24 protein-coding genes and 4 tRNA genes are annotated in these 23,601 nt (G+C 55.2%); 10 read left to right on the top strand and 18 right to left on the bottom strand.

Annotated elements, in window-relative coordinates; all coding sequences use genetic code 11:
* The first annotated feature begins 24 nt into the window (after positions 1 to 24).
* The 3 genes from F3I44_RS03040 (at position 25) to F3I44_RS03030 (ending at position 2,287) form a co-directional block, all read left to right on the top strand.
* On the top strand, positions 25 to 948 hold the full coding sequence (locus tag F3I44_RS03040; protein ID WP_150009773.1) for a Kdo(2)-lipid IV(A) acyltransferase: 924 nt from the start codon (positions 25 to 27) through the stop codon (positions 946 to 948).
* Between the two features lie 540 nt (positions 949 to 1,488).
* On the top strand, positions 1,489 to 1,755 hold the full coding sequence (locus tag F3I44_RS03035; RefSeq protein WP_033784541.1) for a hypothetical protein: 267 nt from the start codon (positions 1,489 to 1,491) through the stop codon (positions 1,753 to 1,755).
* Between the two features lie 130 nt (positions 1,756 to 1,885).
* Positions 1,886 to 2,287 (top strand): MysB family protein, encoded by a 402-nt coding sequence (locus F3I44_RS03030; RefSeq protein ID WP_013357421.1) that lies wholly within the window; start codon positions 1,886 to 1,888, stop codon positions 2,285 to 2,287.
* Here the strand turns inward: F3I44_RS03030 and F3I44_RS03025 are convergent.
* The 3 genes from F3I44_RS03025 to F3I44_RS03015 form a co-directional block, all read right to left on the bottom strand.
* Positions 2,278 to 2,490 carry a YceK/YidQ family lipoprotein gene (locus F3I44_RS03025; RefSeq protein WP_190285892.1) on the bottom strand — a complete coding sequence of 71 codons (213 nt, stop codon included), beginning with the start codon at positions 2,488 to 2,490 and terminating at the stop codon, positions 2,278 to 2,280. The two genes, F3I44_RS03030 and F3I44_RS03025, sit on opposite strands and share 10 nt — an antisense overlap.
* Before the next feature lie 156 nt (positions 2,491 to 2,646).
* Positions 2,647 to 5,199 carry a glucans biosynthesis glucosyltransferase MdoH gene (gene mdoH, locus F3I44_RS03020; RefSeq protein WP_150009777.1) on the bottom strand — a complete coding sequence of 851 codons (2,553 nt, stop codon included), beginning with the start codon at positions 5,197 to 5,199 and terminating at the stop codon, positions 2,647 to 2,649.
* Positions 5,192 to 6,727 carry a glucan biosynthesis protein G gene (locus F3I44_RS03015; RefSeq protein WP_190285891.1) on the bottom strand — a complete coding sequence of 512 codons (1,536 nt, stop codon included), beginning with the start codon at positions 6,725 to 6,727 and terminating at the stop codon, positions 5,192 to 5,194. The genes mdoH and F3I44_RS03015 overlap by 8 nt, the downstream gene beginning before the upstream one ends.
* 268 nt (positions 6,728 to 6,995) lie before the next feature.
* On the opposite strand from F3I44_RS03015, the gene mdoC reads away from it, so the two are divergent.
* On the top strand, positions 6,996 to 8,138 hold the full coding sequence (mdoC, locus tag F3I44_RS03010; protein WP_150009779.1) for a glucans biosynthesis protein MdoC: 1,143 nt from the start codon (positions 6,996 to 6,998) through the stop codon (positions 8,136 to 8,138).
* A 246-nt stretch (positions 8,139 to 8,384) separates the two neighbouring features.
* Here mdoC and F3I44_RS03005 read toward each other — a convergent pair whose 3' ends face one another.
* Positions 8,385 to 9,845, bottom strand: a complete 1,461-nt coding sequence (locus F3I44_RS03005; protein ID WP_150009781.1) for a phospholipase D family protein — start codon at positions 9,843 to 9,845, stop codon at positions 8,385 to 8,387.
* A 155-nt stretch (positions 9,846 to 10,000) separates the two neighbouring features.
* Between F3I44_RS03005 and F3I44_RS03000 the strand changes: the two genes are divergently transcribed.
* Positions 10,001 to 11,164 carry a beta-glucosidase gene (locus tag F3I44_RS03000; protein ID WP_150009783.1) on the top strand — a complete coding sequence of 388 codons (1,164 nt, stop codon included), beginning with the start codon at positions 10,001 to 10,003 and terminating at the stop codon, positions 11,162 to 11,164.
* Here the strand turns inward: F3I44_RS03000 and F3I44_RS23685 are convergent.
* The 6 genes from F3I44_RS23685 to F3I44_RS02975 all read right to left on the bottom strand — a co-directional run bounded on the left by F3I44_RS23685 (position 11,152) and on the right by F3I44_RS02975 (position 16,512).
* A complete protein-coding gene (locus F3I44_RS23685) occupies positions 11,152 to 11,325 on the bottom strand; it encodes a hypothetical protein (protein WP_190285885.1) in 174 nt (57 codons plus the stop codon). The genes F3I44_RS03000 and F3I44_RS23685 overlap by 13 nt on opposite strands.
* Before the next feature lie 40 nt (positions 11,326 to 11,365).
* Positions 11,366 to 11,509, bottom strand: a complete 144-nt coding sequence (locus F3I44_RS23680; protein WP_167498268.1) for a hypothetical protein — start codon at positions 11,507 to 11,509, stop codon at positions 11,366 to 11,368.
* Positions 11,510 to 11,919: 410 nt separating this feature from the next.
* Positions 11,920 to 13,302, bottom strand: coding sequence for an efflux transporter outer membrane subunit (locus F3I44_RS02990; RefSeq protein WP_150019310.1), 1,383 nt, complete (start codon positions 13,300 to 13,302; stop codon positions 11,920 to 11,922).
* A complete protein-coding gene (locus tag F3I44_RS02985; protein WP_150009787.1) occupies positions 13,302 to 14,396 on the bottom strand; it encodes an HlyD family secretion protein in 1,095 nt (364 codons plus the stop codon). The genes F3I44_RS02990 and F3I44_RS02985 overlap by 1 nt, the downstream gene beginning before the upstream one ends.
* Positions 14,393 to 16,078 (bottom strand): MFS transporter, encoded by a 1,686-nt coding sequence (locus tag F3I44_RS02980; RefSeq protein ID WP_150009789.1) that lies wholly within the window; start codon positions 16,076 to 16,078, stop codon positions 14,393 to 14,395. Before F3I44_RS02980 ends, F3I44_RS02985 begins: the two co-directional genes overlap by 4 nt.
* A 2-nt stretch (positions 16,079 to 16,080) precedes the next feature.
* Entirely contained in the window at positions 16,081 to 16,512 is a 432-nt protein-coding gene (locus F3I44_RS02975; RefSeq protein ID WP_013357394.1) for a MarR family winged helix-turn-helix transcriptional regulator, read from the bottom strand.
* Between the two features lie 145 nt (positions 16,513 to 16,657).
* Between F3I44_RS02975 and F3I44_RS02970 the strand changes: the two genes are divergently transcribed.
* The 4 genes from F3I44_RS02970 (at position 16,658) to F3I44_RS02955 (ending at position 20,252) form a co-directional block, all read left to right on the top strand.
* Positions 16,658 to 17,506 carry an AraC family transcriptional regulator gene (locus F3I44_RS02970; RefSeq protein ID WP_150009791.1) on the top strand — a complete coding sequence of 283 codons (849 nt, stop codon included), beginning with the start codon at positions 16,658 to 16,660 and terminating at the stop codon, positions 17,504 to 17,506.
* Positions 17,507 to 17,547: 41 nt separating this feature from the next.
* Complete coding sequence (locus F3I44_RS02965; RefSeq protein ID WP_150009793.1) at positions 17,548 to 17,955, top strand: DUF2000 domain-containing protein; 408 nt, start codon at positions 17,548 to 17,550, stop codon at positions 17,953 to 17,955.
* 393 nt (positions 17,956 to 18,348) lie between these two features.
* Entirely contained in the window at positions 18,349 to 18,609 is a 261-nt protein-coding gene (locus tag F3I44_RS02960) for a biofilm/acid-resistance regulator YmgB/AriR (RefSeq protein WP_150009795.1), read from the top strand.
* Between the two features lie 137 nt (positions 18,610 to 18,746).
* Positions 18,747 to 20,252, top strand: a complete 1,506-nt coding sequence (locus F3I44_RS02955) for a SulP family inorganic anion transporter (protein ID WP_190285884.1) — start codon at positions 18,747 to 18,749, stop codon at positions 20,250 to 20,252.
* A 35-nt stretch (positions 20,253 to 20,287) separates the two neighbouring features.
* On the opposite strand, the gene F3I44_RS02950 is transcribed toward F3I44_RS02955, so the two are convergent.
* The 4 genes from F3I44_RS02950 to F3I44_RS02940 form a co-directional block, all read right to left on the bottom strand.
* Entirely contained in the window at positions 20,288 to 20,488 is a 201-nt protein-coding gene (locus F3I44_RS02950; RefSeq protein ID WP_013357389.1) for a DUF6404 family protein, read from the bottom strand.
* Positions 20,489 to 20,730: 242 nt separating this feature from the next.
* Complete coding sequence (locus F3I44_RS23675; RefSeq protein WP_156085412.1) at positions 20,731 to 20,904, bottom strand: hypothetical protein; 174 nt, start codon at positions 20,902 to 20,904, stop codon at positions 20,731 to 20,733.
* The gene (locus F3I44_RS02945; protein WP_150009797.1) at positions 20,882 to 21,727 is read right to left on the bottom strand and encodes a substrate-binding domain-containing protein; all 846 of its coding nucleotides are present in this window, start codon (positions 21,725 to 21,727) and stop codon (positions 20,882 to 20,884) included. The genes F3I44_RS23675 and F3I44_RS02945 overlap by 23 nt, the downstream gene beginning before the upstream one ends.
* Positions 21,728 to 21,888: 161 nt before the next feature.
* Positions 21,889 to 21,964, bottom strand: a tRNA-Lys gene (locus tag F3I44_RS02940).
* 209 nt (positions 21,965 to 22,173) lie between these two features.
* Here F3I44_RS02940 and F3I44_RS02935 point away from each other — a divergent pair.
* On the top strand, positions 22,174 to 22,431 hold the full coding sequence (locus tag F3I44_RS02935) for a hypothetical protein (RefSeq protein ID WP_150009799.1): 258 nt from the start codon (positions 22,174 to 22,176) through the stop codon (positions 22,429 to 22,431).
* A 133-nt stretch (positions 22,432 to 22,564) separates the two neighbouring features.
* Here the strand turns inward: F3I44_RS02935 and F3I44_RS02930 are convergent.
* The 4 genes from F3I44_RS02930 to pgsA form a co-directional block, all read right to left on the bottom strand.
* Positions 22,565 to 22,651, bottom strand: a tRNA-Leu gene (locus F3I44_RS02930).
* Between the two features lie 10 nt (positions 22,652 to 22,661).
* A tRNA-Cys gene (locus F3I44_RS02925) sits at positions 22,662 to 22,735 on the bottom strand.
* A gap of 40 nt (positions 22,736 to 22,775) precedes the next feature.
* Positions 22,776 to 22,851: transfer RNA gene (locus F3I44_RS02920), tRNA-Gly, on the bottom strand.
* A 152-nt stretch (positions 22,852 to 23,003) separates the two neighbouring features.
* Positions 23,004 to 23,552 (bottom strand): CDP-diacylglycerol--glycerol-3-phosphate 3-phosphatidyltransferase, encoded by a 549-nt coding sequence (gene pgsA / locus F3I44_RS02915; RefSeq protein ID WP_150009801.1) that lies wholly within the window; start codon positions 23,550 to 23,552, stop codon positions 23,004 to 23,006.
* Positions 23,553 to 23,601: the final 49 nt, after the last annotated feature.

Below are 23,601 nucleotides of genomic sequence, written 5' to 3'. Positions count from 1 at the left end.
CGACGCAGGAAAATTAATCTTCACATGACTCAGTTGCCTCAGTTTTCACGAGAACTGCTTCACCCGCGCTATTGGCTGACCTGGCTGGGTGTCGCTTCTCTTTATCTTTTAGTGCTACTTCCTTATCCCCTGCTTTATGTGCTCGGCTGCAATATTGGTCGTATTGGGATGCGTTTTATGACGCGACGCGTCAGTATCGCCCGACGTAATCTGGAATTAACATTCCCTGATATGCCGGTTAACGAACGCGAAGCGATGGTTAAGCACAATTTTGAATCAGTCGGCATGGGGTTGATTGAGACCGGTATGGCGTGGTTCTGGCCAGACTGGCGCATCAACAAATGGCATAAGCCTTCGGGTCTGGAGCATATCCAGCAGGCGCGAGATAGTCAGCGTGGCGTGCTGCTCATCGGCATGCACTTTCTGACGCTGGAGATTGGTGCACGCATGTTTGGCATCCATAATCCTGGCATTGGTGTCTACCGCCCCAATGACAATAAACTGATCGACTGGCTGCAGGTAAAAGGTCGGATGCGGTCAAATAAAAGCATGATCGACCGTAAAGATCTTAAAGGCATGATCCGCGCACTGAAGCACGGTGACATCATCTGGTACGCACCCGATCATGATTATGGCCCGCGTAGCAGCGTCTTTGTGCCCTTTTTCGCTGTAGAAAAAGCAGCCACGACGGTGGGCACTCATCTGCTGATCCGCACCGGTAAACCGGCGGTTATCCCCTTTGTGCCGCGTCGTCTGCCCGACGGCCGGGGTTATGAACTGATGATACTGCCTGACATCAGCGCCGAATTTACGCTGGAAAGCGATGAAGTGACCGCCGCCAGGATGAATAAAGTGGTCGAAGAGGGCGTCCTGTTGGCTCCCGAACAGTACATGTGGCTCCACCGCCGCTTTAAAACACGCCCTGAAGGCGAGCCTTCACGTTATTAATCAGTGCGCGCTAAATGTCCGCCGGGCATTTAGCGCGTTTCTGACCCGACATCCTGCTAAATAAATCAGTTACTCAGCACAGAAGAATCCTTTCAGCCATATTTCAGAGCCAGCGATGAGTATGGGACTCTAACCGGAATATAATTTCTTTCTGATTACCGTTAAACTCGCTAACCAATTAATTCACCGCAAAGCGCTGCATGCTCACTTTAGCTTTTTATTAATTAATATTGCAGCGATCTCTGTTTAATTTTATCTGGCGCTATTTATTCCGTCTTCCAGGCCTAATCCTATTTAGCCGACCTTAATGATATCCCTGCGCTTATGAATCAACAAAAATTAACTTATTTTACAAACGATTAGTCAGTTAATCTGGCTTATATTCCATTTTTTATTTTTTTAACGTACTGATAGATCGTTATGGAATTTGAAGTCGTTTGTGCTTATCGGTAATTTCATTTGTAACAGTCAGACCTTTAATAGACCTGGCTAAAACTATAAAAAAGACAATACACAGCAACCTCTAACGGGACAGATGATATGAACAAAGGTCTCTACTATTACGTTACTATCGGCACCGATCAGGATAATTATCATTTTCTCCATCGAAAAGGGTGCAAACGCCTGCCAGATAAAGAAGAGCTGATATTTATCGGCACCTTATATAATCTGAGCCAGGCACTTTCGATCGCCAGAATTAATTTTAAGAAAGTGAAGCCCTGTATAAAATGTTGTATCCGCTACTCCGCACCGGTGATTCATGAGTCTGTTCAACCCGTCCTGCACTTTCCACAAAAGATGATTTGACCCAGGCTGGCGGAAAATGGCTTATTTCCCGCCAGTTGCACCGCCCTGCCCTTTCCCTCCCTCAGATTTCGTCTATCCTTCACTGAAATCAAAATAATCCGTAGTTAATGAACCCGTAAGGAGAAGAGCGATGAGCATGTACAGTACGTTAGAGGAAGCGATTGATGCTGCACGTGAGGAGTTCCTCGCTAACAACCCTGAAGTGGATGAAGAAGAAGCTTCGATCGGTCAGTTTGGTCTGCAGAAATATGTGATGCAGGATGGCGATATCATGTGGCAGGCTGAGTTCCTGGCAGATGAAGGTGATGCGGGTGAATGTCTGCCTTTCCGCAGTGGCGAAGGCGCACAGGCTATTTTTGATGCTGACTTTGATGAAGTGGAGCTGCGTCAGGAGTGGTTAGCGGAAAATACGCTGCATGAGTGGGATGATGGCGAATTCCAGCTGGAGCCGCCGCTTGACACCGAAGAGGGTGAAGCTGCGGCACAAGAGTGGGAGGATGATAACAGCGACTCCGATCGCAGTTATTCGTAAGGACCGTGACTGGCATCCACCGGTAATAACAGGGTGTCCACCACCAGTGACAGCGGCAGATCAAGGATGGTCAGAACCCGCCACCCGCTGTCACGCACATCCCACTGCACGCCGGGATAATACTGATTACCGTGCCCCTGTCCGGGCACGGTACGGCTGATAATACTGCCGCATCCGCTTAAACAGAGCACAGCCGCAATGATAACGCCTGCCTTAAATAACCCTTTCACCACTGATATCCGCCCTGATTAACCGTTTAAATCGTCACACGCTGCCTGCGATGACGCCAGCACTCAATTTATCATCCTGATGCTGTTTTAATCCGATAAAAAAAGCGGCATCGCTGCCGCTTTTTCAGATTACGCGTTTTTTGCCAGCGCGTGAGGGTTAAGCGTGAGTTTCTGATAACTCTCTACCCACTGATGATACTTGTCCGCATTTTCCCACAGTCGGGTATGAACACGGGCCAGCACCACCGGATCGCTGATCAACTGCAAACGCTGCTCGCGACCCAGTTTATCCGGAGCATCGCTCAGCGCCTGATCGACACGGCGATCGCGGGCATAGTCCAGTAACTGACTCTGCTTATGACGTGATGTCGCCAGTGCCGTTGCCAGCGCGTTAAAGGCGGGATGGAACAGGGCATGCATAAAGCCATTTTCCAGCGCGCGTTCGCGGTTCAGCAGCACGTAGCGGTCGGTATCCACCAGTTCCTGCGGCGGCGAGTACTCTTCCGGGATCAGGAACAGCTTCGCTCGCTTGCTTTTGAGGCCCAATGTTGCGCGGCTCGACATGACCGAGACAAACGGCGACAGGATCAGTGAGAAGACAATCGGTGCCAGCCACCACAGGAAGTTAAGATCCAGCAGTCCCATACCAATTGCCCATACCAGGCCCAATGCCATCTGTGAACCGTGACGTTTAAACGCTTCGCTCCACGGCGTCGCATCGTCATCACGCTGTGGAGAGTTCCAGACGACTTCCCAGCCAAGGAAAGCACTGGCCACAAACACCGTGTGGAACAGCATGCGCACCGGTGCCAGTAGCACCGAGAACAGCGTTTCCAGCACCAGTGATGCCAGCAGACGCAGTGGACCACCGTAGGCCTTAGAGCCTTTAAACCAGATCAGCACCACACTCAGCATCTTCGGCAGGAACAGAAGCACCATCGTGGTCGAGAAGAGCGCTATGGCCAGCTCGGGACGCCACTGCGGCCAGACCGGGAACAGCTGCCTGGGTTGCAGGAAGTAGGTCGGTTCCATCAGCGTATGCACCACCTGTAAGGCAGTGGAGAGCGCCAGGAACATGAACCACAGCGGAGCCGACAGGTAAGACATGACACCGGTCAGGAACACCGCACGGTGAACCGGGTGCATCCCTTTTACCAGGAACAGGCGGAAGTTCATCAGGTTGCCGTGACACCAGCGGCGATCACGCTTCAGCTCATCCAGCAGGTTCGGTGGCAGCTCTTCATAGGAACCCGGCAGGTCATAGGCAATCCAGACGCCCCAGCCGGCACGACGCATCAGCGCGGCTTCAACGAAGTCATGCGACATGATTGAACCGGCAAAGGAGCCTTCACCCGGTAACGGGGCCAGCGCGCAGTGCTCAATAAAGGGTTTCACGCGGATAATGGCGTTGTGACCCCAGTAGTGAGACTCGCCCAACTGCCAGAAGTGCAGACCAGCAGTAAATAACGGACCGTAGACGCGGGTTGCGAACTGCTGACAGCGCGCATAAAGCGTATCCATACCCGAGGCTTTCGGCGACGACTGGATGATACCGGCATTCGGATTCGCATCCATCATGCGTACCAGACCGGTGAGACACTCACCGCTCATGACGCTATCGGCATCCAGCACCACCATGTAGCTGTAGTTGCTGCCCCAGCGACGGCAGAAGTCATCAATGTTACCGCTTTTACGCTTCACACGACGACGGCGACGGCGATAGAAGATCTTGCCTGCCCCGCCGACGTCACGGACCAGTTCCATCCAGGCTTTCTGTTCGGCAACGGCGATATCCGCATCGTAGCTGTCACTGAGGATGTAGACGTCAAAGTGCTCTGCGTTACCGGTGCGAACCACAGACTCCCAGGTCGCACGCAGACCGGCGTAAACACGCTCTACGTCTTCATTACAGATCGGCATAATCAGCGCGGTGCGATGCGCCGGATTCAGCGGCTCATCCCCGACTGTGGAGTAGGAGATGCTGTATTTATCGCGCCCGATCAGCAGCTGCAGGAAGCCCATCAGGGCGGTCCAGAAACCGGCTGACACCCAGCAGAACAGAATGGCAAACAGGAACAGGATGCCGGTCTGCAGCACATACGGCAGGATCTGCATCACTGACTGCTGCCAGTTCTGGTTGATCATCTCCATCGGGTCCAGCAGCGTCCAGCCCTGATAGGGCAGAATGCTTTTCATGTACCAGGTGGCAACCACGGTCTGGAAAAGGGTCAGGATCAGCAGGATGTAGCGGCGAATCGAACCGACATGACGCCACTTCTCTTCAGCACGCTGCTCTTCCGCATTGGCATAACGCGGCACCGATTTGTGACCACGCAGTGAGTCCCAGGCACGGGCAACCGGGTTGGTACGCCAGGCTTCCGGGAACATCAGTGAGCGTTTAACCTTCGGCATCGCTTTCAGCGTGGTACGGTCAAGATAATCTTTACCCAACTGCTGGCCGTCGGCCAGCGAATCGGGCCAGGCCATTTCGACCCGCGATGAGACCGATTTTAACGGCGCATCGTCGGGGCGATCACTGGCTGCGACATCCCTGCCCAGCGCATCATGGATGAAGTGGAACTCGCCGGCATTCTGCAATGAGACGCTCAGGCGGGCCTTCCCTGCCGCATCCAGCGGCAGAGATTCCACATAACGTTGAGGTGTAAAAGTGGATTTATTCATTGGCAGGTAACTGATAGCTCCAGGTTTCCGTCAATGTCTTGTCGCCGCTTACCAGGGCCGCACGCATTTCGGTGGACTGTTTGGCATCTTTTACACGCAGACGCAACACCAGACGCCAGCCTTTGGTGACCGGGTTATAACGTACGCTCTGCTCGACCACATCAGCATTTTTGCCGACGCTGACCTGCGGTGCCACCTGGCTGTTTTCCGCCATCTTACTCATGTCTTTACCCACGAAGTCGATGGTGAAAGCCACGGTACCATCCGGCTGACGCACGAGATTAGACTGCTTCACGTCACCCGCTGAACGGAGGGTGTTTTTGACCCAGGCCGTATCGTCGGAGTGCAGCTGGTTTTCATCGCGTGAGAAGTGCAGACGATATTTGAAGTTCATCTCTTTGCCAGGCTCTGGCAGCGTCTCTGGCGTCCAGAACGCAACGATGTTGTCGTTGGTTTCGTCGGCCGTCGGGATTTCAACCAGTTCGACCCGGCCTTTACCCCAGTCGCCGATTGGCTCAACCCAGCCGCTTGGACGCAGATCATAGCGGTCATCAAGATCCTGATAGTTGTTAAAGTCACGCCCGCGCTGCAGCAGACCAAAGCCTTTTGGATTCTCGATAGTATAGGTGCTCACCGCCAGATGACGCGGGTTATTCAGCGGACGCCAAATCCACTCCCCGTTGCCATTGTGGATTGAGAGACCGTCAGAGTCGTGCAGAGCCGGACGGAAGTTGTTCACCGTAGATGGCTGGTTCTGCCCGAACAGGAACATACTGGTCAGCGGCGCAATACCCAGTTTGCCAACGTTATCACGCAGGTAGACTTTTGACTGCACATCAACGGTTGACGCCTCACCCGGATGCAGCACAAAGCGATACGCACCCGCCGCGCGCGGCGAATCGAGCAGTGCATAGATCACCAGCTGTTTGTCCTGTGGTTTCGGACGCTGAATCCAGAACTCTTTGAAACGCGGGAACTCTTCACCAGACGGCAGCGCCGTATCGATGGCAAGTCCACGCGCCGACAGGCCATAAACCTGACCGGCACCGATCACCCGGAAGTAGCTGGCACCCAGGAAGCTGGCGATCTCATCGTTTTTACCCTTGTTGTTCAGGGGATAAAGGACTTTGAAACCGGCAAAACCGAGGTTTTTCACCGCATCCGCGTCATGTTTTACATTACCGAAATTAAAATAATCGGGGTTGTATTTAATCTCGCGCACCGCGCTGGCGGTCACTTCGTTAATCTGCACCGGGGTATCGAAGTACATGCCCTGATGATAGAACTCCAGCTTGAATGGCGTGCGCAGTTTGCCCCAATACGCTTTATCGTGGTTAAACTGGATCTGCTGATAATCAGCAAATTTCATTTCACGAAATTGAGAGGGTAAATTGCTTTTAGGCGCTTCGAAGCTTTTCCCTGCCAACGCTTTGGCTTGTTTTGCAACATCATCGATATTAAACGCCCAACTGTTATTAGCGTACAACGCCAGCAGAACTGCAGTACCAATCCAGCGTACCTTCATCAGTCCGGCTTTATTTTTTTCTTTAGTCAGCACATCCCCCCCTTTCGTGTGCTTAAATCAAACCCGTTTATCTTAAAGGATTATTCGGTTTTCCGACAGCTTATGCGCAACATTGTTCCCGCATTTAGTCAGGCTTAACGCTACTTTTAGGACAATTAGACACTACGGATTCCACTGATAGTATACCCGGTTTATCCCAGGTAGAATTTTGCCCGAGCATAATCCGGTTTCAGGGTGAAACTGGCCAAACGTACTAACGAACTGGAACTTTATGAGTACTGTAAAACCTGAACGTGAATACTTCCTCGACTCCATCCGCGCATATCTGATGTTACTGGGGGTGCCGTTTCACGTTTCCCTCATCTACTCAGCACAGAAATGGGCAGTAAACAGCCAGGAGGCCTCGGTATGGCTGACGCTGCTGAATGATTTTATTCATGCGTTTCGTATGCAGGTCTTTTTTGTCATCTCGGGTTACTTCTCCTACATGCTGTATCTGCGCTATCAGCCGCGTCGTTTCCTGAAGGTGCGTCTGGAGCGTGTCGGGATCCCCATGCTCACCGCCGTGCCGCTGATTACGCTGCCGCAATTTTTCATGCTGAAAGCCTGGACAGATAAGCTGGCAGACTGGCCCCGCTTCACCCCCTATCAGAAGTTTAATAACCTGATGTGGGAGCTGATTTCGCACCTGTGGTTTCTGGTGGTGCTGGTGATGCTGACCACGCTGGGTATGGTGACGTTTCGCTGGCTGCGCGACCAGCACCGCGCCATAGACTACACGAGGGTCGGCTGGGGTACGCTGACGGTGGGTGTACTGGCCTGGGCCCTGCTCTGGTGTGTGTTCCGCCGTCTGGTGTTTATCTTCCAGCCCGCCTGGCTGATGGATGGTCTGTTCAATATCATCGTGATGCAGACGCTCTTCTACCTGCCCTTCTTTATGCTGGGCGCACTGGCGTGGAAGCATCCGCCGCTGAAAGCGCTGTTTGTGCGGTTTAATCCGATGATGTGGATAGGTGCAGTGCTGATGTTTGTCGCTTACTGCACAAACCAGCGTATGAGCAGTGGTGATGGCTGGCTGTATGAGCTGGATGCGCTGATTACCACGCTGATGGGCCTCTGCATGCTGAACGTCTGCTTCTGCTTTGGTCACAAACTGCTGAACGCGCATTCACCGCGCATCATGTATCTGGTCAATGCATCGCTGTTTATCTACCTGGTGCACCATCCGCTGACGCTGCTGTATGGCATTTATGTCACGCCGCGCATCGAAAATAACACGCTGGGCTTCTTCGTTGGCCTGCTGATGGTGTTTGGCATCGCCTTTCTGCTGTATGAGATCCACCTGCGCATCCCGCTGCTGCGCTTCCTGTTCTCAGGGAAGTTTGAGCGCAAACAGGTCGGACAAGGGCATTGATGGTGTTATATACAGACAGCACAAAAACGTAAAGCGATGGGAGCAAACGCCAGTAGCAAAGCATAGCGGGCCATGGACAAAAACGCCGGGAGCGTTTTTGAACAACGCAACGCGTTGGCCCGGCAACGGGCGCACCTCAGGGATGAGGTGCGTAATCGCCCGCGCTGAGCCCGCCATGGATGGCGGGTTTTGCGTCTTTGCGAAGGGCGTATGCTCCCTGAGCCCGCGCAGGGTCCATCCTGGATCTTACAGCAGCCACTCAATCGGCAGTCGCCACACTAACCGCACCTGCAGCCGTTGCCACCAGGAGCAGCCCGGCTCGTGTTTATGCACAATCTGTTGCGGCTCATCGGGATACTCCAGCCAGTTTACCCTTCCCCATTTATCCAGCCGCAGCGTCCATGCCCGATCACGCATCGACTGGCTGAAGCGCTGATGCGTTTCTCCGGCCAGCGCCGCACTCTCGATAACCAGTCCCATCTCGGTATTCAGCACCGCTGAACGGGGATCGAAGTTAAACGAGCCGATAAACAGCGTCTGTTGATCTACCGAAAAGGTTTTCGCATGCAAGCTGGAGCCAGAGTTACCGGTTAACCCCCGGTCGTGCGGCGCATCCTGCATGGCCGCCTGCGGTTTCAGTTCATAGAGCGCAATGCCGTGGCGCAGCAACTTTTTACGCCATTTGGCGTACCCGGCATGAACAATCGACACATCGTTGGCTGCCAGCGAGTTGGTCAGAATGGCAATTTTCACCCCTTTGCGCTTCAGCGCCAGCAACTGGGCGACGCCTGCGCGGGTTGGTACAAAGTAGGCAGAGATGATGTCGAACTGCTCCTGCGGCGAGCCAATCACCTCCAGCATCCGCTGCGGCAGCAGGCTTCTGGCGCGCGCTTTACCCAGCCCTTTACGCGGATCGTCACTCAGCAGGCGCGCTTTTGCCCAGGTCAGCGCCAGCGTACCCTCTTCCAGCTCCTGCAGCAGCGATGAATTTTCCAGCCGCTGCAGATAGCGCTGTACCGGCTCACTGTGACGCCATTCTGCTGGCAGACTCACACTGTCCTCTTCCGGCGTCTCATCATCCAGCACCTTCTGCAGTGGGGATACCGGCTTACTATGCCAGTAGCGTTCAAAATCCTCTGCAACCTCTTTCACTACCGGGCCTATCGCCATCACGTCGAGATCGGCAAACAGCGGTTCATTACCGGTGCCGAAATATTCGTCGCCGACATTGCGGCCGCCGACTACGGTCGTCACGCCATCCACCGTAAAGCTTTTGTTATGCATGCGGCGGTTCAGACGGGCAAAATCGGTGAGATAGCCCAGTGCTCGCAGGGTGCGAAATGAGAATGGATTAAACAGCCGGACCTCAATATTGGGATGGCGATTAAGCTGGGCCAGCGTATCGTCCAGGCCCGGCGTATTATTATCATCCAGCAACAGCCGTACCTTCACGCCGCGTCGGGCTGCCTCCAGTACGGCGCTGAACAGCAGTCGGCCCGAGAGATCGTTTTGCCAGATGTAATACTGAATATCGAGTGAACACTCCGCTTTCTGCATCAGCAGATAACGGGCAGCAAAGGCATCCAGCCCATCGCTCAACTGATGGACACCGCTCAGCCCTGGGTGGCGCTGACACTGAGGCTCCAGCCGTGTTTCCAGCCAGCTGGTCTGTTCTGATGGCTGCGAGAGCTCAAACGCTTCGGTCATGAAAATTCCCTGTAAAGTGCAGTTATTTTTATTATTCCCCGGCACGGCGTCTGACGCCATACCTCTGCGCCGATTGAGTGAGCGGTCATGGGCGTTTTTTAGTCTAGACTTAACCGGACGATCTGTGACCGGCATTTGTCCGGCAGGAGAGGAATATGTCCCATCAATCCCTTACAGATGCCCGCCAGCGCTACCATCCCAGCCTGTTTCGCAGCTTTTTCCAGGGCAGTTTCCCCTGCTCCACCGCCTGCCGTACGCCAGGGAAACGGCTGGATATGGTGATCAGCAGCGGACACGATATGCTGCTGGAAAAAGATTATGCCGCACTGGCTGAGCAGCATCTGCTCACCGCCCGCGACGGTGCGCGCTGGCATCTGATTGAAAAGATTCCAGGTCATTATGACTGGCAGAGCTTTCTGCCCATGGTTGATGCCGCACGACGTCAGCAGATGGAGATTATCTGGGAGCTGGCGCACTTCGGTTATCCCGATCATCTTAATATCTGGAAAGCCGAATTTGTTGATCATTTTAGCCGGTTCGCCCGCGCGATGGCGCAACTGATGCGCGACCAGGGCATTGAGCGCCCCTTCTTTACGCCGGTGAATCAAATCTCATTCTGGTCATGGGCTGGTGCGGATGTCGCCTGGTTTAATCCTCATGCCGCACAGCGTGGTAAAGAGCTGAAGCGCCAGCTGGTCCGTGCCTCGCTGGCGGCGATTCATGCGATTCGTGAAGTCTATCCGGAGGCACGCTTTGTGCTGACCGACCCGCTGGTTCAGATTGCCCATCATCCCGATAACCCGGACAGCAAGCCTTATGCCGATGCGCATCATCAGGCGCAGTTTGAAGCCTGGGATATGCTGGCTGGCCGCGTTGATAAGGAGTTAGGCGGCAGTGAAGATTGCCTGGATATCCTCGGTCTGAACTACTATCCCGACAACCACTGGTTTTTTCCCGATCAGCCGATGCTACAGGATGATCCGGTGCGCGAGCCGCTGCATATTCTGCTGGCGCAGTGCTGGCAGCGCTTCCGGCGCCCGATGCTGATTGCCGAAACCGGCGCAGAGGGTGACTCGCGTGCGCCCTGGCTGCAGGAGGTCAGTGAGAACGTGGCGGTGGCGCTGGATCAGGGCATTGCGGTGGAGGGTATTTCGCTCTATCCCGTGGTGGAGTATCCCGCCTGGGCAGATGATCGGCGTTCGCCAGGTCCGCTGCTGGGACTCGCCGATCCTAATGGCAACCGAAACCTGCATGAGGCGTTAGCGCTGGTGTTGCGCAGTCAGCAGATTAAGTTTGCGACGCGTAATCAGACAGGCTGAGACGGTAGCTTTTTGGGATGACAGGACTGAACGTCGAGCGTGGGGTCGGCAGGATGACGAACGTCGGTCAGCCAGACCATCGTAAACAGGAACGTCACCCCGATCAGGCAGGCAGCCAGTAAACCGATAATTGCGATTAATTTATCATCTCCGGAGTCCATCGCCTTCTCCTTATTGAGTCCGTTGGAGCCCCTGTGTGCGTCAGCTCATCCAGAGCGTAATCATCAGCACAAAGATTATAAGCGTTACCGAGGTCACCGCAAGCACCACTATCGCAAAGTGCGCATCGTCAAGTGACTGGCGAATTGGCTCATCCTGATCGTCGGGCGGCAAGGGCAAAGACATAACTATCCTGTGAAAAATAGGGAGTCGCCGGACGTGATGCGGCAGGTGACAGTGTAAATGAAAGGCTTATTGCCGTCCGGTTCTTTCGTCCGAAAAATAAACCAGCCCGTGTCATTCCGGAATCAGAGCCTGCCAGTCGCCCCGTGAGTAAGCGAGTTTCATCGTTACACTCTTTTCGTCATTGGCCGGCAGGTTGCTGGCAATCTTTATACTCAAAACATCTGCCGACAGATCATGGCAACCGCGCGTACATGAGTGAGCGGCCAGGGCTGCCAGTCGTAACTGGATATCCAGATCGAGACGGGCAGTCCAGCGACTAAAGCGATGATGAATCTCGCCCTGCCCCGACGAAGTCACAGAAGACGATCCCAACTGCAAAACTCTGGCGGCGGCTGGATCGGCCAGGTTAATTACGGTGTGGCAGCGGGCGTCCAGCCACCGCCCAGCGCACGGTAGAGGTCGATCTGCGCCAGCAGCAGGTTATTTTTGACCGTCACCCGATTGAGCTGGGTGGAAAACAGGGTACGCTGCGCATCCAGTTCATCCAGATACGAGGCGTAACCGTTCTGATAGCGATTGCGGGCAATGCGCAGCGCCTCCGTTACATAGGCTTCCTGCTTTTGCAGTGCCTGGAGCTGTTCCTCACCCCGTATGATGGCATCAATGGCATCGCTGACTTCCGAAAAGGCGTTGCGCACCACTTTTTCGTAGCCATAAAGTGCCTGATTGCGTGTCGCCATGGAGACATCCACCTGCGCCGTCAGCGCTTCACGGTTCAGCAGCGGTGCGAGAATGCTGCCACCCACGCTCCACAGCCGGAACGGGTCATCCGCCAGCTGATGCAGCACCGAACTCTGCAGGGTACCGGTGGCGGTGAGGTTCAGACCTGGCAACAGCTTCGCCCGCGACGATGCCAGGCTCGCATCTGCGGCCAGTAACTGACGCTGTGCCTGCACAATGTCCGGACGGCGATTAAGCAGCTCTGAGGGCAGCAGTGACGGCATTTGCTGCGGTAAGATCTGGTCGAACTGCTGGCGACGGGCGATGCTGCGCGGATTCATGCCCACCAGGATGCTCAGCGCATTCTCCTGCTGGGTGATCTGATGCTGCAGCTGCGGCATCTGCGCTCTGGCTGATTGATATTCCGAGGCGGCCTGCATCCACTCCAGTCTGGAGGTGTAGCCGGTTTCAAACTGACGCTGTGCCAGCTTCAGGGAGTTGTTGCGCGTCGCCAGCGTCGCCTCCGTCACCCGCAGCTGCTCATCCAGCGCACAGAGGTTAAGATATCCTGACGCCACCGAACTGGCGATGGTCAGCCCGGCCGCAGATGCGGCAGCCTGCTGCGCCGCTAAGGTCGCCTGTGCGGCCGAAATGCTACTGCTGCGCGCCCCCCAGAGATCGACCTCATAGTTTGCCTGTAATAAGCCCTGGAAAACATCGGTTTCATACGGCTGGCCCGTTACTGACGAAAGCGTGCGCTCGCGGGTCGCAGCAACACCGGCGCTCAGGGTCGGAAAGTTATCGCCCTGCGTGGCGCGTAGCTGGGCGCGATACTGATCAACCCGGGATCGCGCCGTGAGAATGTCGGGATTATTACGCAGCGCCTGCGTCACCAGCCGGTTGAGATATTCATCATGAAACGCACGCCACCACTCTGCTTCCGGTGCCGCCGTTGGCCCGACACTGTTGCGCCAGGCTTCGGGGATCGGCAGAGAGGCCGGTGCCTTTTCAACCTGCGTGGCGCAGCCTGTCAGTGCCAGCGTCAGCGCGCTGACCAGTAAGCCGCGTCGCATCATGGCGCGGCCTCAGCAGCGGGCTGAGCGGCGGTGTCGATGTTAACTTCAACTGACATCCCTGGACGCAACTGATGCATATCCTGATCGTTGATGCGGATGCGAACCGGAATACGCTGTGCGATTTTAACGAAGTTGCCGGTAGCGTTATCGGGCGAAATGGCGCTGAACTCCGAACCGGCGGCCGGTGAGATAAATTCCACCTGCCCGTTGAAGCGTTTGCCATCCAGCGCATCGACCCGAATCGTCACCGGCAGGCCGGGACGAATATTGGCCAGCTGGGTCTCTTTCAGATTCGCGATGATCCATTTGTGATTCGGGACCACCGAGGTCAGGCGCGTTCCCGCCGTGACATAGGCACCGGTGCGAACCGACAACTGACCGAGCTGGCCATCGTCGGGCGCGGTAATGCGGGTATTGGCCAGATCGATCTCAGCCAGTTCCAGCGCGGCGCGAGCGCTCCCGACATCGCCTTCAAGCGCATCACGGTTAACGATGACAGTTTGCAGGTTCTGCCGGGCGACAGCGATCTGTGCGGCAGCCTGACGCACCTGGGCCTGGGCCTGGGCATTGGCGGCTCGGGCAGCGTCACGCTCGCGCACTGACAGCGATCCATCTGCCGTAAGATTTTCAACACGCTTCAGATCAAAACCGCTTTTCAGCGCCTGGGCTTTGGCATTCTCCAGCGCCGCTTTGTTGCTCTGGATAGTTGCTTCGGCACTGCGCCGCTGCTGCAGATTATTGTTGAGTGCCGCCTGCTTCATCGCCAGCTGCGCCTGCGCCTGATGCACCCGCTGGCGATAGATACGGTCGTCAATCGTCATCAGCAGCTGCCCTTTTTTCACCGGCTGCAGGTCAATCACCTCTACCGACGTGAGATAGCCATTAACCTGCGGACTGATAAAGGTGACCTGACCGCGCACATAGGCGTTTTCGGTACTTTGTATGGCGCTGGTGAAGGGCCAGAGTTGCCAGGCGTAGAGAATAACCAGTACGCCAATCACCACAATGCCGCTGCCTGCGGCAATAGAAAGAATACGGCGGCGATTCGCGCGCTCGCGTTCCGCCGCCTGAAGCTCATCCTGCTGACTCATTGTTTCTCCGTTGATTCCTGTAACGCGGCCAGCTGTTGCTGCTCACGCAGGTTAAATTGCGCCTGACGCCAGTCAAGATAGCGACGTCGGGTTAAACGCCAGATCACCCACATCAGCGTGACCAGGGCCAGCGCGGCAGTTAACAGGTAGGTGTCGTTATAAGCGAGCACGTTGGCCTGCAGCGTGGCAACCGTCTGTAACTGGCTGGTGCTCTGCGCGCTGCGCAGAACATCGTCACCCACCAGCGAATTAAACAGCGCATTGTACTGGCTGAGCCGCTCAGTAACATTGGGATCGAGCAGTGAGAGCTGATCGCCCAGCAGACTGGAGTGATATTTTTCCCGCCAGACCTGAAAGGTGCCCAGAATCGCCGAGCCGATGAGTCCGCCCAGGTTCTGACTCATACCAAACAGCACCACAAAACTCACCAGATTTTTCGGCTGCGTGACCACGCTGCCAATACCCATCAGCATGGCGGGTGCCATGAAAAATGCGCTGCTGAAGCCCAGCAGAAACTGGCTGAAATACATCTCGGGCCCACGGGTCAGCGGACTGGATTGCGCATCCATCAGCGAGGCGATAATCATCACCACCAGCGAGGCGACAATCGGCCAGTTAAGATGTGCGGGCTTGATGGTCAGCGCACTGGCAGCGATACCCACGATAACCCCGGCCATGATTGCCAATGCCAGACCGCGCATCTGATCGTTCTGCAGGCCGATCTGCTGCAAAAAGCCGACCGCACCGGTGTTCTGCTCCGCCAGTACAATTCGGATCATGATCATCACAATGCCCAGCCGCACCATCATGCCGCTGCTCAGCCAGCGGGTATTAATCAGCGGGTTGCGCCGGTTATGCTCAATGACGATCGCCGCGACAATCAGTGTCAGGGCAATCGCGGTACAGATACCGAGCCAGGGCGTGGTAAACCACCACTCAATACGGCCCAGCGTCAGTACACCGCACAACAGCGCCATGCCGGGCGCCAGCAGGATAAAGGTGACGAAGTCCATCTTCTCAAACGTTTTGATGCGATCGCCCGGCGGCAGTTTCACCAGCAGAACCCCACCGAGCGCAATCAGCGCCAGACCGAGTTCAAAAAGATAGAGACCGCGCCACTCGTTGAGCTGCAGTAATTCCGATGAGAATAAGCGGGCCAGCGGGATAGCCAGCTGCGAGACCGTCAGGCCTATCACCAGCGCTTTCAGCCTGTGTTTCGCGGGCCAGGCCTGTACCTGGTAGTAGATACCCAGCGAGCTGAGCGCCGCAGCCACCATGCCGTGGGCCGTGCGCACAACGATTGCCGAGCTGAGGTCGTTAGCGAAAAGATGAAAGAACGCCACCAGCACATATAGCACCAGAAACGCTTCGGTAAAGACGCGCAGGCCAAACTGCTGACGGAACTTCACCAGCAGCAGGTTGATCGAGATATTACCCATTACGTAGACCGCAGGCAGCCAGGCAATCTCATTCGACCAGGCCCCAAAGGTGCCCTGCAGATTAACCAGATTTGCTGTGACCAGCGCGTTACTTAGCGCACCCGTCAACGAGATCAGTAAGCCAATCAGACCAAACGCCAGACGTTTTGGCATCGGATGCAGCGGGGTCGAGGGCGAACCCGGCAGCATCGGTTTTTCATGCGGCAACCACTCGCGGACAGCGTAGGGATTTCGCTTTGCCACTGCTACATACTTCCCATACGGCTCAGCAGTTGTTGCAGTACACGTTCGGTGACGGCCAGATCCTGCGGATCGATATCGGCCAGCATTTCAGTACGGAGTGCATCAGCCTCGGTTTTCACTTTAGCAAACGCTTCGTTGCCCTTTTCGGTCAGCACCAGGTGGCGTTTACGGCGATCTTCCGGCGGTTGTACGCGCGTCAGCAGTGACTGTTTGACCAGCCGATCCACCAGCGGCACCATGCTGGCATCTTCCAGTCCCAGCAACTGCGCCAGTTCGGTCTGAGTCATGCGTTGCGGTTCGCTGGCAATCAGCCCGATAGCCATCCAGCTGCTCATGCTTAAGCCGCTATCTTTGAGGTGACGATCCACCGCCAGCCGCCAGGCGTGGGCGGTCAGATGCAGTAAATGGGTAAAGGTACGGGTATGCTGAGACAAATGTTAGCAGCCTAATAGTAAGATTTCTAATTGAGTGGAAGCGTTATTATACGCAAAGCGAAACGCGATTGAAAAGCGTCCGGTCTGTTAAAAATTAGTGGATCACGTCAGAATGTCCAGAGGCCGCAACCGGGAGCCAGATAACATGCAACAGTCATCAGCAAACTGGGTCGATCTGCGCCGCGACGCCGTCAGTGGTATCGAGGCCCTGCGCGCCCATTTTACCGGTCACGCCTATGATCCGCACTGGCACGATAGTTATCTGATTGGCGTGACCGAGCAAGGTGTACAGCAGTTTCATTCGCGACGCAAACAGCATCAGAGTCGTCCCGGAACAGTCTTTATGCTGGAGCCGGAGGAGCTGCATGATGGGGATGCTATCAACGACAGCGGTTTCACCTACCGGATGCTCTATCTTTCTCCACAGCAGATTGCCCGCCACCTCGCCCCTGAGCAGGCTGATGCACCCTCACCGCGTGAGCTGCGGTTTGCCGCCACGCTGCGCGATGATCGCCCTCTGGCGTATGCCGTCTGGCACGCATTTGATGCGCTGTGGCACAACCATCCTGCCATCATCAAAGAGGCAGCGATGGATCGGTTGTTCGGTCAGCTTACTCCGCACCAGCAGTGGTCACTGCCCGCACAGTCCATAGACAGAGATGCCCGGCTGGCGCTGCAGGCGCGTGACTGGCTGATTGCCCATCATGCGGATAATCCTGGTCTGGCACAGATGGCACAGCATCTGCAGACAGATCGCTTCCGGCTGTCGCGCCTGTTTCAGACACACTGGGGGTTGCCACCCCACGCCTGGCTGGTGCAGTGGCGACTGAGCCAGGCACGACGCCAGCTGGCGCAGGGCCAGCCTGTCGCCGATGTCGCCGCTGCGCTGGGTTTCGCCGATCAGAGTCATCTGGGCCGCTGGTTTAAGCGCGCCTGCCAGCTCTCCCCCGCCCGTTATCAGCACGCCTGCACAAATCTTCCAGACCTGGGTTAAGCCACTTGCCACAATGCGTTTTTTCAGACAGGAGAAACGCAATGCAGAACAAACGATGTGTGATGATACTCAATGCCGCTCTGCCGCCAGGCAAAGCTACCAATGCTGCCGCTGTAATGGCGTTAACCCTGGGGCAGCGTCATCCGGCGCTGGTCGGTAACAATCTGGAAGATGCGGAGAAGCGCTCCTCTCCCGGTTTCATTACTACCGGCATTCCGGTTCTGGCGGCCACTGATGAACAACTCACTATTTTGCGTGAACAGTGCGAACAGGCGGAGTGTGATCTGGTGCTGTTTCCCGAAGCGGGTCAGAGCACCACCGATTATCAGGCGCTGGGTGACGTACTGCGGCAACAACCGCGTCAGCAGTGGCGTCTGTCTGGACTTGCTATGGTCGGTGATAAGAAAGCGCTGCGTAAGCTGACGGCAAAACTGGCGCTTTTCAGTTAGTTTTTCAGCAGGAAGCAGACTGCTGTTTCCCTTGCCTCTCCCATTCCATCAGCCGACCCCATCGCTTGTATAGGTTATTTGTACAGATTTGGGTTCGGATTAATCCTTATAAGTTGCTGATAAGTGAATAATAGCACTTTTTATCAAAGGATCGGATTGTACAGATCGCCCTTCATTGTATAAGTTTACTGCCATGAGTTGTCATGCGACTCTGTAACGAATGATGCACTTGCGTCGCCTCTGAAGGTGTCAGTGGATTTCCACCTTCAGAGGTTATTTTTTATCTGCTCAGTTTTGTAGCTGGCACCATCGCATCTGTCCATGTGATGGTTTTTTTGATCGATTTTGTCCTGACATCCGAACCGGAATCGGGCTGTTCTGAAGGGCTTACACATGCAACATAGTCTTCCCCGGACCAATCAGGAAATTGCTGATTACTTTAATCCTGCCGCCAATAAGCCAGCCAGCGAGATGGAAATGCTGGGTATCCTTGTTGCAGAGATCCTGCAATCAGGTATGCCAGTGAATAATAAGGCTATTATCTCGAAGCTTATTCACCGGCTGGAACTGGAAAGCGACAGGGAGATGCTGGACATCTACCGGCAGCTGCTTGACCTGGTGGTCCACAAAACCCCGGACGATTTTTCACTGTAATCGCGACTCCACGGAGGGAGTCATTCCCCTTTTTCTGGTATCTTCGCCAGTCGCCCGGTACTATCTATCCCTCACCATTATCCAAATCTTCCCGCCCCTCGCGCGGGAGCAAAACAACTAAAGAGCCTGCAAACTTTATGACTCAAACCAATGATGTTGCCGCAACCGACGTTGTGACGGGCGATATCAGTGTGGGGCGCGTTCTGCGTTCGCCTGCGCTGCTGACCCGCGAATGCCTGGCCGGTGTGATTACCGCGCTGGCGCTGATCCCCGAAGTGATCTCCTTTTCCGTTATTGCCGGGGTTGACCCTAAAGTCAGCCTTGTCGCCTCTGTGGTGCTCTGTCTTACACTGTCGATACTGGGTGGTCGTCCGGCAATGGTCACGGCAGCGGCAGGTTCCGTAGCGCTGGTTATCGGGCCGATGGTCCATCTGCACGGTGTTGAATATATTCTGCCAGCAGTGGTGATGGGCGGCGTGATTCAGATTCTGTTTGGCGTTGCGGGTCTGGCGCGCATGATGCGCTATATCCCCCGATCGGTCATGCTGGGATTTGTGAATGCGCTCGGCGTGCTCATTTTCTTTGCTCAGGTGCCGCACGTCTGGGGGCAGCCATCCCTGGTATGGGGCTTCTTTGCCGTCACCCTGGCTATCGTGCTGCTGCTACCACGCCTGTTAAAGAGTGTTCCTTCTCCTCTGGTCGCCATTGTGGTGGTGACTGCGGTCGCACTGTTAATGGGCTATCGCATGCCGAACGTGGGCGATGAAGGGCCAATGAGCCCCGGCCTGCCCGGTTTTAACAGTCTGCTGGTGCCGCTCAACTTGCAGACCCTCCAGATTATCTGGCCCACCGCACTAAGCATCGCCTTTGTCGGGCTGATGGAATCGCTGCTGACCGCCAAACTGGTTGATGACCTGACCGACACCCCCTCCAGTAAGCGACGTGAAGCCTGGGGCCTTGGGGTAGCAAATATCTTTGCCGGTTTTTATGGCGGCATCGCCGGGTGCGCGATGATAGGGCAGACGATTGTCAACGTTGAGCTGGGCCGGGCGCGTAGCCGAGTCTCCACCGTAGCCGCTGGCCTGGTCCTGCTGTTGCTGGTGACCGGGCTCAGCCGGATTATGGCGCAAATCCCGATGGTGGTGCTGGCTGGGATCATGATGGTGGTGGCGGTGAAAACCGTTAACTGGCATAGCCTGCAGCCCGCTACCCTGAAACGTATGCCGTGGTCAGAGACGCTGATTATGGTGCTCACAGTGGCAGTGACGGTCTGGACAGGGAATCTGGCGCTGGGCGTACTGGCTGGGGTGCTCCTCGCGATGCTGCTCTTTGCCCGTCGTATTGCGCACGTTATCCATGCGGAACGCCAGCTGAGCGACGATGGCAGGTCAGTGCGCTATGTGGTGCGCGGTCCACTGTTCTTTGCCAGCAGCAACGATCTGTTTGAGCATTTTGATTATGCACATGACCCGAAAAAGGTGACGATCGATTTAACCCACGCACAAATCTGGGATGCATCCAGCGTTGCGGCACTGGATGGCATTGAGTATCGCTATCAGCGTTATGGTGCAGAGGTGACCATTGAGGGGCTGGATCCACGCAGTACTGATTTCCATCAGCGTCTGACCGGTAATTTCGGCTAAGAGGATACGTTCTGCTGCCTCTCCGGCAGCAGAATTTACTCAGCCTGTTGTCGGCGCGCCCGGTAACGGCCCACCATCGTAATCAGCGCCTGATAGATTAAACCGGCGTAGAGACTTGTCAGAACCGCCAGACCAGGCTCCTTGCCCTGCTGCTGCCATGACATAAACCACATGAATACGCCCCACAGAACAGAGAACACCAGCCAGCCGCGGACGAACTTCATCATGCCATTCATAACGACTCCTCTTAAATGAAGCGCTACCTTAGCGTGCTCCTACCCGCAACGCATTCCCGGCTTGCAGGAGTTGAGAGGCGTCTCAAATAATCGCCATTAATTTACGCTATGCAGCGGGCGCTCAACGCTGTCTGCGCGATTTTTTGGCGATTCTCTATACTTTACGTTCCGCTTACCTGAACAGAGAATTACGATGAAACGTACGGCTTATCTGTTATCGACGCTGGCTATTCTTGCTACCCTCACCGCTTGTGCCCCACCACCGCCGGGCAGAGATGCCCCACCACCACCACCGCCAGGCGGACAGCAGCCAGTTGGTGCACCGGGCGGTGTCGGCCCGGCAGGTCAACCGCAGGGATAATGTGTTTCAGGCCAGCCTGCGTCGCAGGCTGGCTAATGCCGGAAGGCGCAGCCACAGGCGGACATCTCACCCGGTATAACTTTGCCAGAATGGGAGTGACGCTGCTGTAATTGCCCTTCTTCACCGCTGTTTTCTGCCTGCTGCCCCAGCCAGCGATCTAACGCCCGGCCAATGAGCTGTCTGATGTCAGGTGACCAGCTGGTCAGATGCCAGGTCGGACTGCGGGCTTCCTCACTGTCGCCGAATCCAGCCACCGCCAGATGCGTACCCTGACCAAAATCGCGTACTGCCTGTATCGCACCAAACGCCAGCAGATCGCTTTCACAGAAAAGTGCCTGAATGCGCTCAGCGGCACGGGTCTTTTTCAGATAGTGCATCATCGCCTGATAAGCGCCGTCACGGTCGCCAGCGCCAGCAGTCAGTTCTGCATCCAGCTTCATGCCCGCTGCCTGTAATGTGGTGCAGTAGCTCTGCTTCTGCGCCATGTCACCGGGTTGGCTCTGCAAATAGCCAAACCGCTGATGCCCCTGCGCGAGCAGTAACGCTGCGGTTGCTTCGCCCGCGCGCAGCGCATCCGCCTGCCATTCAGGTTCAGCGTCAATCTCCAGCACCGGCAGGTTGCAGGCACTGATGGACTTGTTTCCGGGCAACAGCAGCAACCCCCGCAGCGCAAGGGGTGTCGCCTGCTGGATGAGTGCAGTCAGTGCCACGTCGGTTTCGGCATTCAGCAGCACGGTGATAACCCCGCGCGCATTGAGCTGGCGCGTTACCTCATCCAGCATTTTCTGTTGACAGGGGTTGAGCAGCTGGCTGGCGACAACGCCGATAACTGGAGGTAAAGCCGGTTCCGTTAAGACAGGAATAGAAGGTGTACTCATTGGCGTTAACTTCTCTGAGACGACAAACAATCCCCCACTTTACGATAAACCAGGGTATTTCAACAGATTACAGAGTTCGATGCAGGCCGCAAAAATGAGTGAAATCAGATGTAAATGGGTTTGCGGTGGCAGAGCAGCAGGCGTCAAGAAGAGGTGAGAGATGGACCGGGCAGCAGGAATTGAACCCGCATCGTCAACCCATTAAGAGTTGCAGTAATACCTTTATACCATGCCCGAAAGTTTGCCAGGACAGCGCACTGTGTAAACAAGATTAGTACCCCTTTCAGAACTGACAAGCGCAAGCGCCGTGTATTTTCAGGAATCGCTGTATAACCCTATTAACAAGGTATCGGCACCTGCAGACATTGATTATTCCGCTAATCTTAAATTTCAGGCAGCCTGTCCCGACCGGGACGTATGGCCAACACTACATAGAGGTCAAGACTATGCCTTCAGGACAATTCTACGTGGTTGATCAGCCAGAACTGAGCTTTACCGCGAACTATCGTCTGGATAGGGTCAATGATAAACCCTTTGCCTCGCGAATGGTTCTGGATATCCAGAAGCAGTCACAGCCAACAGATGTATTCGATGCTATAAGCATCGGGCATGAAGTGACCTTTGTTTCGTCCAGTGGAGAGGCGCAAAGAATGGTGCTGGTAAGTGATACGGAGGATGAACTGGTGTTCAGCTCCCGCGGCTGACGGCGGTTGATACCGCCAGTCGGATCTTTTCGTTGCCGTCATGCCAGATAACAGGCACAAAAAAACCGCCCTTGGGCGGTTACGACATTACTGCATATTACTTTGTTTTATTCTTTTTTCTGCGGCAGAAATATGGTGCCCGGGGCGGGACTTGAACCCGCACGACCTTACGATCGAGGGATTTTAAATCCCTTGTGTCTACCGATTTCACCACCCGGGCAGGGTGTAACTGGAGGCGCGTCCCGGAGTCGAACCGAGGTACACGGATTTGCAATCCGCTGCATAGCCACTCTGCCAACGCGCCTTAAACTCATGTGCCGTCAGGTTAACCTGACCTGCGAATCTGGAGCGGGAAACGAGACTCGAACTCGCGACCCCGACCTTGGCAAGGTCGTGCTCTACCAACTGAGCTATTCCCGCAATTTTCAGCAATTTCGTCGAACCTGCTGATTTTATTTATCTTCTGGCAGCCTGGCTGCCGTTCGATGCGTTGCATTCTACTTAGATGACGCAATGAGTCAATAAAATTATCCTCACAGCGCGTCCGTTTGCTGCTTTTTAAATCGTATCGATCACGGTTCGAGCAGATCGCCGCGCGCGGCGCTTAAATACTGGAACATAGACCAGAAAGTCAGCACTGCAGCAATGTATAACGCGACTACGCCAACCGCCACAACGGTGGCATCAGGTCGCCACAGCAAGGCAAACAGTGAGAACATCTGCGCGGTGGTTTTCACTTTACCAATCCAGGAAACCGACACGCTGCTGCGTTTGCCAATCTCCGCCATCCATTCACGCAGTGCGGAGATAATGATCTCGCGGGCAATCATGGTGGCTGCTGGCAGCGTGATCCACCAGGCGTGGAAATATTCCGCTACCAGCACCAACGCAATCGCCACCATCACTTTATCCGCTACTGGATCGAGAAACGCACCAAAGCGCGTGGTCTGCTTCCAGCGGCGCGCCAGAAAGCCATCAAACCAGTCAGTGATGGCAGCAAAAACGAAAATCAGTGAGGTAGCCAGCGGCGCCCAGGTGAACGGCAGATAGAAAGCCAGCACAAAGAACGGGATGAGCACGACTCGAAACAGGGTGAGACACGTCGGGATGTTTAATTGCATATGCCGGTAACTGTCTGGATATAGGTAAAATTTAGCCTATGTTCCTACA

This window comes from Pantoea sp. F_5 (assembly GCF_008631595.1).
Classification (GTDB): domain Bacteria; phylum Pseudomonadota; class Gammaproteobacteria; order Enterobacterales; family Enterobacteriaceae; genus Pantoea; species Pantoea gossypiicola.
The sequence above is the reverse complement of the archived record's forward strand: the minus strand, read 5'-3'. Positions and strand labels throughout refer to the sequence as shown.